The sequence below is a fragment of the Tepidibacter sp. Z1-5 genome (genome assembly GCF_037844525.1).
Classification (GTDB): Bacteria; Bacillota; Clostridia; order Peptostreptococcales; family Peptostreptococcaceae; genus Tepidibacter_A.
Genome location: NZ_JBBMMD010000067.1, coordinates 1 through 10705, shown reverse-complemented (window position 1 = coordinate 10705; position 10705 = coordinate 1). Strand labels below are relative to the sequence as shown.

Sequence of the window (10705 nt, the reverse complement as noted above, 5' to 3'; positions counted from 1 at the left end):
GGTTTTATCGTTTAATATTCCGTTGAAAAATTTGAGTGTTTGACCGTAGGGAGTTTCTCAAATTTTAGGAATATTAATAAGATAAAATCTTAGTTATATTCAAAACATCGTTGTATTCGCGGTATTTGTATAGATAGTTTTTAATAACCCACAGACCCTAAAAAAATAACCCAGATTTCGTTTGTACGAAATCTAGGTAGTAAATACTTTTAGATATTTTGACTAATATGACTTAGGTTTTATCGTTTAATAATTCGTTAAGAAATTTATGTGTCTGACCGTAGGGAGTTCATAAATTTTAGAATTATTAATAAGATAAAACCTTAGTTATATTCAAAATATCGCTGTATTTACGTTATTTTCATAGGAAGTTTTTTGATTACCCACATACCAAAAAAAATGATGCTTATAATAAGCATCATTTTTCATTAATCCATTCAGTTCTTACAAATCCATACTTTCTACATCATCTTCACTTATCTCAGGGAACTCCATCTTTTCTCCAAAATCATGGTATTTTGACTCAGCTGTAACTTTAGCTTCATTGTTCATTCCCATAAAGTTCATATTCATATCCATTTCCATCTTAATCTTATCATATATCTTAGTTTCTTTATCTATATAGTATTTACAATTAATATCCATTTTTACATTTTCGATTATAGTATCTATTATTTCTTTTACCATTTCTTGATTGTCGCTATCATCTATAAATTCATCTATATTCTTTTTATCTTTATTTTCTGTCGCTTCAACATTAGCAGCAGCTATTTCAGTAGCCTTATCAGCTATCATTTTAACTATTTCTTTAAATGACTCATCATCTATATCTATAGATACAACATAGTAATCCTTGCCTTCTATTTTTTCATCTGCTTCATATTTAGCATACATACCAAATATATCTAATTGCTCTTTAGTAAGTGTGCTAGTATTCATACTAGATCCCATCATAGATTGTAATTCATTCATCATAGGGTTCATATCCATCTTAGTCCATTTCGCTTGTCCATCAGCTTTAATATACATTATTCTATCCTTCATATAAACCTCTGAAGTCATTGTCATTTCTTCATCTGTTTCAGGATTTTTCATAATAGTAGTATCTTTTGTGTATACAGTCTCAGGTTCTTCAAATTGGACTTCTTGAACCTTGTTCATATTAATAACTGTATCATCAGTTCCTTCTTCTTCTGATTTTGTGGTGCTTGTAATATCCATATTAGTTGTAGCTTTATAAGTCTTTTTCTCAAGCATATTTTGACCTGCCTTATCTAGCATATCATATACTGTTAGTCCATCTCTTTTTAATTCTTTATTGTAATACTCAGCTCCATTTTTAATCATACTATCACAGTTTTCTTTAGTTAAAATCGCACTTGGATCAATATCTGAACCATATTCTATTATTCCTTTTTCTATGCAATATACCACATAAGGTCTAGCCCAGTCTGACACTTTCTCATCATATACAAGTTCTATATGTTCCGTATCCATCTTTTGAGCAAACTTTTCTTCACCCATTGCTCTTACTATCATAGTCATTGCCTCTTCGTTAGTAACGCCTTTATCAGGCTTAAAAGATTCTCCATATCCTGATGCTATTTTGTTGTCTACTATAGTATATACATATTCTAAATCTTCTGCTTTAACATCTCCAAAAGAAGATTCACTGTCTTTTACCAATTCAATTTTAAATGAATCAATTATGTTTTTTGATAATTCTATTCTGCTTATACTGTCGTTTTCTTGAGCCATTGAAACAGTTGTAAAAGACATTATCATAGATATTACTAAAGCAAATACAATTTTTAAAATTTTCAATCCAACCACCCCTTTATAATTAATTCCATATTTGGAATATATTTATATTACCATATTTTATATTATTTTTATACTCTATTTATTCCTATCTCGAAGACTTATTTTTGTAACAATTTTTATATTATTTAAATATATATATAGGGAGGATTAAATTTTTTTATCAGGGAGGTCTACCTTATGTATGATTATAGAAAATGTAAAAATTGTAATGACGATATGGAAATGGATATGAACATGTACAATCCTATGATGGGAATGCAGTGTATGAACCCTATGATGGGAATGCAAGGTATGATGGGAATGAACCCTATGATGGGTATGGAATCTATGGAAGATATGAATATGCCTGCTCCTATGGGATATATGGTATATGTTTATCCAATGCCTGCAATGCAAGGTATGCAACAAGGTATGCCCCCTATGATGGGTATGCAATCTATGAACCCTATGATGGGTATGCAATCTATGCACCACCCTATGATGGGTATGCAATCTATGAACCCTATGATGGGTATGAATCCTATGATGGATATGGACTATTGTGAAGATGATGATGAGTAAATAAACAAGGAGCTATCTGAAAATGATTTTAAAAATCATTTAAAGAGACAGCTCCTTTTCTCTTTAATTTCTAATTATTATATAACTCATATACCCTATATATAAGAGTACAAGAAATACTCCTTCTAATCTAAATATAGTTCTTTTAGTTATAGCAAATGTATACGTTATTATAGTAACCAATAGCAAAAATATCATATCTACAAATATAGCTGAATTTATTGGTATAGGTCTTATAGATGATGATATACCTAAAACAAGAAGAATATTGAATAGATTAGAACCTATAACATTTCCCATGGCTATATCACTTTCATTCTTAAATGCCGCTACAATAGATGTTACAAGCTCTGGAAGCGAAGTTCCTACAGCTACAATAGTAAGTCCAACTAAATTCTTACTCATCCCAAAATCTATAGCAATAGATGAACTCGCATCTACTACCCACTCTGCTCCATATATAATTCCTACAACTCCTATAATACTTATAAATATGCTCTTACCTAAAGGTGACTTTTCCGCATCATCTTTATAATCATCTCTTGACATTATAGCCATCTCTATAAGATAGTATAAAAATACTAAAAACAGACAAAGAAGTATTAATCCGTCCGCCTTAGATATAACATCAATTTTAGCTCCTTGAAGAGTCATATCTGCACATAAAATAAACAATACAACACTAGTTAGTATTGCAAATGGAAATTCTTTTAATATAGTACTCTTTTGGACTTTCATAGGATTTATTATAGAAGATATCCCTATAACAAGTAAAAAGTTGAATAAATTAGACCCTACAACATTTCCAAGCGCTATCTCATTCGAACCTTTAAGAGCAGCATTAATACTAACAGCAGCTTCTGGAGCACTAGTTCCAAATGCAACTATAGTAAGACCTATAAGTATAGGAGGTATTTTAAAAGTTTTTGCTATTGATGAGGAACCATCTACGAATAAGTCTGCTCCCTTTATCAAAAACACAAAACCTATTATTAATATAAAATAATCCAAATCTACCCATCCTCTCATTTATACAATATGTAATATACATATACTATAATATATCAATACAAAACACAACCAAATAAAAAAAATTCGCTTCATACTAACACATGACTCATATCGCTAACAAGTCTTACGACTATGTTGCTTAAAATAGTTACAAGTGCAGTTCTTTAATCAATGTTATCTACAGTTTGAAAATCATATAATTTCCTATTCGTTTACGAAATCATAAAAATCATCATATCCTATTTGTGCAAATTCATATATCAAAGAATCTTCGAATTCATATTCACTACTCAAATCTATATATTTACTATATTTTTCTGTAAGTATTTTTTCTACTTCAAATTTCGTATCATAATCATAAGTAGCAACTACAAGTTGCAAATCATTAATATAGTATATAGCATGTATATCCCCACTTATATAATATATTTCTTTATTGACGTGATTGTTATTAGATTTAAACTGTGTTACTAAAACCCCACTATCAAATTCACTTTTCATAAATCTAGGATTATCATATATAAACGTTTCATAAAATCCACTTTTCATATCATAAACACTTATATATTCCTTTTTTCTTAATTCATTTGAAACAATATTAAAATCAACTTCTTCTTTATCTGTATAAATTATAGACTCTATTTTATAATATCCATTTGAATCGGATATATTAAAAGCGATTTTAGATTTGTAGTATATATCATCTTCATATATGAACTCAGATATATATCTATTATTTTTCATAGATACTACTTTATTTTTAAGAAGCACAGCCTCATTATTTGTAATATTTATATCTTCAATATGATATTTTGAAAAAAAGTTCAGTGCCTCATAATCACTTCCTATTATTCTCATAGTCATATAGTTTATGAACTCTATAGGAGTTTCTATTTTCTTTGATATTTTTATAAATAGACTTTTATAATCCATATTATCTATTTTATTTTTTATTATGTCTATATATTCATCTTTACAACCAGGAAACTCTTTATTATACTTTAAATTTTTATTACCAAAATGATTTATAAGATACATAGCTTCATTCTCACTTATCAATATCCTGTCTGAACCAAGTCCTCCCATCAATCTTTCTTCTTCTTCGTATAAAGATCTCTCATCTCCATTTTTTATAGATACATAATCTGCTATTCCAACTTTTTCTGCATCAAGTAAAAAATATTGATCTAATCTATTATTTCCAATCTGTCTTGCTATTCTGAGTCCCATAGTTCCCATAAGCCTAGAATTAGTAATTTTTGAAAATAAAAACCTCATTTACTCACCTTCTCACATATTATTTACATATTATATTTTAAACATCAATTTTAATTATATAGCTAAATAATTTAAAGTAATATAAATTTTTAATAACAAAATAAATTAATCTTCTTAAATTAATAATAAATATTGTTGAATTTTACATAATAATGTATATAATATTTATAAAGTAAACCTTATTTTAAATACATGAAATTAAAATTGATCTAATCAACAATTTATATAAAATTATTGTTAAGGTGGTGAATTAATGAATAAAACAGCAGCTTTTTTCGATATAGACGGTACATTATATAGAGATTCTTTAATGGTTGAACATTTCAAAAAACTTATAAAATACGATTTAGTAGATCCTTCTGTATGGCACTCTCACGCAAAAAAAACATTTTTAGATTGGGACAAAAGGCAGGGAAATTACGATGATTACTTACTTGAACTTGCTGAAATATATATTTCCTCTATAAAAGGTCTTAACAAAAATGACATAGAATTTACAAGTAATCAAGTTATAACTTTGAAAGCTGAAAGGGTTTATAGATATACTCGTTCAAGAATAAAATGGCATTTAAATGAAGGTCATATAGTTATATTCATATCTGGCAGCCCAGATTTCTTAGTTGAAAAAATGGCTAATAAATACAATGTCTCGGATTGTATAGGAAGTGGATATATATTTAAAGATAATAAATTTTCAGGAGAGGTTACTCCTATGTGGGACTCAGATAGTAAAAATAAAGCTATAGATACATTCGTTCACAAGTATAACCTAGATTTGTCAAAATCATATGCTTATGGAGATACCAACGGAGACTTCTCAATGCTTACCAAAGTAGGAAATCCTGTAGCTATAAATCCTGCAAAAGAACTTTTATGTAAAATTCAAAATGATAAGTATCTATCTAAAACTGCTAAAATAATAGTTGAAAGAAAAGATGTAATATATAACCTAGATCCTAGTGTTAGTGTTTCGATATAATTGATTTCATGTGCGTATTAACTGCACTTAAAAATGACGCTCATTAAAATGTTAGCCACTTTTTTGTCAATATTTTTCCATAAAACTTAGATTGCAACGTTTAAATATCCGTTAAAAAAGTTCGTTGTTTGAGCTTGAGCGAGTTTAGAACTTTTAGGATATTTAATAAGGCGCAATCTCTAGTTTTATAAAAATATTAACTAAGTGGCGTTATTTCAATGAGTGTCATTTTTTGATGACCCTCTATACACAATAACTTATTATAGCCCTATCTTCCCCTGTATCTTATTGTAATAATAACTTATAAACAATCCATAAGCATAATCATATATCAAAAATACAACCTGAGCCAAAATAAACACAACAACATTCATCTTAACCGCTGTAAATATTAAGTACCTAACTGTAAAATACCCTATCATTAAAAGTATATTAAATGATATTAATTTAAGTATATACTCAAGTACAATATTTCTATCCTTCTCAATTAAATACTTTACAACTCCATATAATCCAAAAAACAATATATATGGTATCAAATACACTTTATCAAAGATTATAATCAATGACAATAAAGCTGATCCTATATAAAATAATATTCCGCTTTTTAATCCAAATTCTATTATGACCAAAGCAACTGGAAGTGATGCTATCCCTAGAAAAAACAATCTATTTCCAGGTACTATACTAGAAAAAAACAACATTATTTGGTTTATTCCTAACAACATTCCCAAAAAACTTATTCTTTTACTCATAATATCCTCCTAACAGCAAGCTATTAAATCCCCACCACAACACTCACAACAACAGTCTGCACAATAAAGAGTTGTACATACATTGCACATATCAGTTCCTTCATTATATTCACGAGTTCTAGATGAATAAGCTCTTTGTCTGTTGATTATATTATCATGCGCCATTTTGTATTCTCTATTATTTGGCTCCATAAAGTGAGCCCTTTTTATAAAGTCAGCTCCCTCATCATAAAGTCCAAGTCTCATAGATGTAAGGCCCATAAGATAATACCACTCACTACTTCTATCATTCATATTGGAAAGTATATTTCTAGCTGTTGAAAAATCTCCTCTATTTATATAATTTCTTATTTCATGAAATTTATTACCTGCATTATTATATTGACCTCTTCCTGAATTTTCATCTTCCTTCATTATAATATCATAGGCTTCATTTATCTCTTTAAATTTCTCTTGTGCTAATTCCGATAAAGGATTGTTCATATGCTTATCAGGATGATACTTCTTTGCAAGTTCTCTATAAGCTCTTTTAACTTCTTCTTTGGAGGCATTTTTATTAATACCTAAAACTTCATATGGATTTCTCATCATTATCTCTTCCCTTCATTATGTTAATAAATCTCAAATACATTCCTGAATATATTATGTTTTCAACAATTCCTCTGTTCTCACTTAATTCCAACTTATTTATATCTTCTTCTATAAAAGATAGTATAATCAAAATTAGATTTTCAACCTTACTTTTAAGATTTTCTCTATTATCTATATAATTCATAAAAGGGTTGTATCTTCCTTTTTTTAAGTCCTCATCCAAATCTTCATATGCATCTAATATGTATATATACTTTCCTATATTAAATCCTATATTACCTAATATATGTGCATATTCGTCTTCTTTATAACTAAATACTTCTTTCATTATGTCTCCAAATATATTAGACGTTTTGTCTATACTCATTATATTATTCTTTTCTAATTCTGATAATTCTTTTAATTTATTTTTTATAAACTCTGATTTTTGCTTATATATATTATCTATTTTTTTATATACATTGCTGTGTATATAAAAAAGTATATGGTCCTTTATTCTTTTATCATCCTCTATATTATCTTTTAATTTATTATGAGTTAATATAATATTCATATTTGCCCCATACTCTGTTATATCATTTACTATCCTAAGAGTTTTCTGTGTAGGCTTAACTATACATCGTTCCTTAGTTATTGAATTTTGGCTTTTATATATAGAAGATAATAATATTATCAAAAACGTTATATCATAATTTAATGAAAGTCTAGAAATTTCACCAAAGTTTTCTTTTAGGTACTTACAAAGGCCACAATAATATCCCCTATACTTATAGTATTCTTTCATTTTAAGTTCCATTTTGTTTATTCTTACATATCCAAACATTTATGTACCTGCCTATTTTTATATTTAAATATTATTATATACTCTATTTTGATATAAAAAAAGATAAAAAAGTGTTAGTTCTACAGATATCATCCAGTTCATCTCTTGAAAATACTTTAGTTGCATCTATATTCGGGTTTACTTGATCAAACAACCATCTCTCTGCTTTCTCATCATCAAATTGAACTTCAGCATATCCATGCATTAATGTTTTTACTTTATAATTCACACCTAGTTGTTTTTCAACTATATTTAAGCAACTGAGTCCGTAGGACTAGTTGGCGATATGAGCCGTGCGGAGCATGAAGCGAATTTTTTATAGAAAGTTTTTCATAACCCACAAAACGAAAATTTTATAATTCCTTAATATATCAGAAAAGAACCTAGATTTTCTTATGAAAAATCCAGGTTCTTTTACTTAATCAATTATTAATTTATAATTTAAAATATTCTATTCCAGATTCAAATAATTTCTGATCCTTATCTCCATGTATATTTTTAAGAACATTATCTCCCATTCTCTCAAAGTGTCCCATCTTACCTAAAACAACAAATCTATTTTATTTAATAGTTTCAACTCTACATGGAGTACATATAGTTCCTTCTGGAATATTTAAATGACCTGTAGAATCTAAATGAAATTCTTCACCATCCATAATAAACTTAGATTCTTTTGTATATCCAAACTCAAAATAGTTTCTTTCATTATATGCTTTTCTAAAGCCATCAATTTCACTACATTTGAAAACCCATCCATTTTTATCTAAAAAAAGTTTTTCTGAATATCCTTTAACTTCAAAAGGTTCTCCAACTTTAATCCCTAAATTTTGAAATCTAACTAATACCTCTTTAGATTCAGGAACAAAAGTCCTTAGTATAAGCAACATTTCATCAGCATCTTTACCTCTAAAACAAGATAAAAAAGTGTTAGTTCTACAAATATCATCAAGTTCATCTCTCGAAAATACTTTAGTTGCATCTATATTCGGGTTTACTTGATCAAACAACCAGCGCTCTGCTTTCTCATTATCAAATTGAACTTCAGCATATCCATATATTAATGTTTTCACTTTATAATTCACACCTGGTTGTATATCTATAACATTGTCTTTTGCTTTTAATTCTTGAAAAGAGCCTTTTACAAGTTTTTCTACTGACTTATTTACATCTTTACATTTTAGAGGTACTCCATTAGAATCTAATGGTATCCCCTCTCTTGTATAATATGTAGGATTATTGTATACAGTGGTTTGATTTACTTTATACACGACAAGGTCTCCTTTTATATACATTCTCTAAATGAAACAAAAAACATCAACCGTTTATGTATCTTAGATTATGACTAAATACATTGCCATTACCATAATCAGTAAATTAAATTTGCGTTTTATAGGGTTTCATCTAGATATTTAGATTGATTATTAATTAAGAATTTATTTTTATTTGAATTTAGTATGTTAGAATAAGTGTTATTTAAATACGAATAAGCTTCTTCAACTCTTTTTCTTTTTTTATTTATTAATTCTAAAGAGTTATCAAATTTTTTCATTAAATCATCTGGTTTTGTTAAATCTAAATTATCTAGTCCTTCCAATCCTAATGCTTTATAGCCAATATCAAATAATGATTCATCATTATTTGTATTTTTTAACACTTCTTCTATTTTACCTTGTACCGCACTATTATTATTTTTATAATAATTAGCCATACCACTTGTAATACCTGAATATAAATAAACTGAACTAGATAATGATTGTATTTGAGATTCAAATATTAATTTTCTGCCTTCTTCTGAAAATGATATTGAATATACTGATTCATTAGTTTCACTAGTCTTACCATTTTTTAGTTGTTCTTGAGAAATATCTGTATTTATTTTTGTTTTATCTACAGTTGGAGGATTCACATAATTTTCGAGTGCTTTTTTTGCTCCTTCAACAAATTTACTTATTTCATTTAAAAAACGTATTTCATCTTTCAATAAATCATTAACCATATTAACACTTTTTTCTTCAGTCATTTTTATTTTTTTTAGTGAATGTATTTTAGTTTTTAATTCTTGATTTTTGATATTATTAATAGGTTCTTTGTTATTTTTCAAAGTATTGCTTGTCTTATTTTGAAACTTATTATAAAAAAAGCAATTATTATTTTGTGAAAATTTAATATACATAAAAACACCTCCTATAACTTTAAAAATATCTCTTCTATAGTTAAAATTAATTGCCCATCAGCTTACCTGGTGAGCAATTAATTTTATATCATTTTAAAGCATATTAACTTTATCTATAATTAATACCAACCCATAGGATTATACTTTAAATGTCCATATTTTTGACAATATTTCCAATGTAAAAATGAAGTCCAATAATCATACGGTCTTGTTTCTCCTAAGTTTTGTGAGTATCCTGGTTTTCTAATCAAATCTCCACCAATAATGTGCATCCCTTTTTCAACATTAGTTTCCATCAATACAGTTTTTGTTTGTTCTTGTCCTTCACAGCTTATATGAATATCTAATTCATCATAGTAATAAGTATCATAACCGCTCAGATAAATATATTTTGTATCTTTACGTTCTACTCCAGATAAATCAACTGTAAATTTATAATTACCATCTTTATCTGTTATAGTATTTACAACACCTGCTTTGCTCCCTCTATAAAATAATGTTGCTGTAACAGGTTTTCCTTGTGGAGTCGCTGTTCCTTCTATTGTAAATCCACCTTTAACAAGAGGTTTTACAATTTCTAATTTTTTTTGTCCAGTTACCTTTATAGCATCCCACGTGCTAGGAAATAAAGTATACGTTTGATAGTCAAATTTAGGTCCTGTTTGAGGAGTTACAGCTACTGTTTCTGTGACTTTTTTTCGAGCTTCTTC

The 10705-nt window shown here is 27.7% G+C and carries 12 protein-coding genes; 2 read left to right on the top strand and 10 right to left on the bottom strand.

The window, feature by feature from the left end; all coding sequences use genetic code 11:
- Nucleotides 1-444 precede the first annotated feature (444 nt).
- Nucleotides 445-1824, bottom strand: a complete 1380-nt coding sequence (locus tag WJW32_RS12545; protein ID WP_340258842.1) for a DUF6612 family protein — start codon at nucleotides 1822-1824, stop codon at nucleotides 445-447.
- Between the two features lie 177 nt (nucleotides 1825-2001).
- On the opposite strand from WJW32_RS12545, the gene WJW32_RS12540 reads away from it, so the two are divergent.
- Nucleotides 2002-2385 carry a hypothetical protein gene (locus WJW32_RS12540; RefSeq protein ID WP_340258840.1) on the top strand — a complete coding sequence of 128 codons (384 nt, stop codon included), beginning with the start codon at nucleotides 2002-2004 and terminating at the stop codon, nucleotides 2383-2385.
- 63 nt (nucleotides 2386-2448) lie between these two features.
- Here WJW32_RS12540 and WJW32_RS12535 read toward each other — a convergent pair whose 3' ends face one another.
- A complete protein-coding gene (locus WJW32_RS12535) occupies nucleotides 2449-3396 on the bottom strand; it encodes a calcium/sodium antiporter (protein ID WP_340258838.1) in 948 nt (315 codons plus the stop codon).
- A gap of 204 nt (nucleotides 3397-3600) precedes the next feature.
- Nucleotides 3601-4674, bottom strand: coding sequence for a hypothetical protein (locus WJW32_RS12530; RefSeq protein ID WP_340258836.1), 1074 nt, complete (start codon nucleotides 4672-4674; stop codon nucleotides 3601-3603).
- Between the two features lie 253 nt (nucleotides 4675-4927).
- Between WJW32_RS12530 and WJW32_RS12525 the strand changes: the two genes are divergently transcribed.
- Nucleotides 4928-5653: an HAD family hydrolase gene (locus tag WJW32_RS12525; protein ID WP_340258834.1), complete on the top strand. Its 726-nt coding sequence runs from the start codon at nucleotides 4928-4930 to the stop codon at nucleotides 5651-5653.
- 260 nt (nucleotides 5654-5913) lie between these two features.
- Here the strand turns inward: WJW32_RS12525 and WJW32_RS12520 are convergent, their stop codons facing one another.
- The 7 genes from WJW32_RS12520 to WJW32_RS12490 form a co-directional block, all read right to left on the bottom strand.
- Nucleotides 5914-6408 carry a hypothetical protein gene (locus tag WJW32_RS12520; protein WP_340258832.1) on the bottom strand — a complete coding sequence of 165 codons (495 nt, stop codon included), beginning with the start codon at nucleotides 6406-6408 and terminating at the stop codon, nucleotides 5914-5916.
- A 9-nt stretch (nucleotides 6409-6417) separates the two neighbouring features.
- Complete coding sequence (locus tag WJW32_RS12515; protein WP_340258830.1) at nucleotides 6418-6996, bottom strand: J domain-containing protein; 579 nt, start codon at nucleotides 6994-6996, stop codon at nucleotides 6418-6420.
- A complete protein-coding gene (locus WJW32_RS12510; RefSeq protein ID WP_340258828.1) occupies nucleotides 6980-7822 on the bottom strand; it encodes a DUF5685 family protein in 843 nt (280 codons plus the stop codon). The genes WJW32_RS12515 and WJW32_RS12510 overlap by 17 nt, the downstream gene beginning before the upstream one ends.
- A 43-nt stretch (nucleotides 7823-7865) precedes the next feature.
- Nucleotides 7866-8051 carry a hypothetical protein gene (locus WJW32_RS12505; RefSeq protein ID WP_340258826.1) on the bottom strand — a complete coding sequence of 62 codons (186 nt, stop codon included), beginning with the start codon at nucleotides 8049-8051 and terminating at the stop codon, nucleotides 7866-7868.
- A gap of 331 nt (nucleotides 8052-8382) precedes the next feature.
- Nucleotides 8383-9090, bottom strand: a complete 708-nt coding sequence (locus WJW32_RS12500) for a hypothetical protein (RefSeq protein ID WP_340258824.1) — start codon at nucleotides 9088-9090, stop codon at nucleotides 8383-8385.
- A 119-nt stretch (nucleotides 9091-9209) separates the two neighbouring features.
- On the bottom strand, nucleotides 9210-9995 hold the full coding sequence (locus WJW32_RS12495) for a hypothetical protein (protein WP_340258822.1): 786 nt from the start codon (nucleotides 9993-9995) through the stop codon (nucleotides 9210-9212).
- A 119-nt stretch (nucleotides 9996-10114) separates the two neighbouring features.
- Nucleotides 10115-10705: hypothetical protein (locus WJW32_RS12490; protein WP_340258820.1), on the bottom strand; the 591-nt coding region annotated here is incomplete at its 5' end.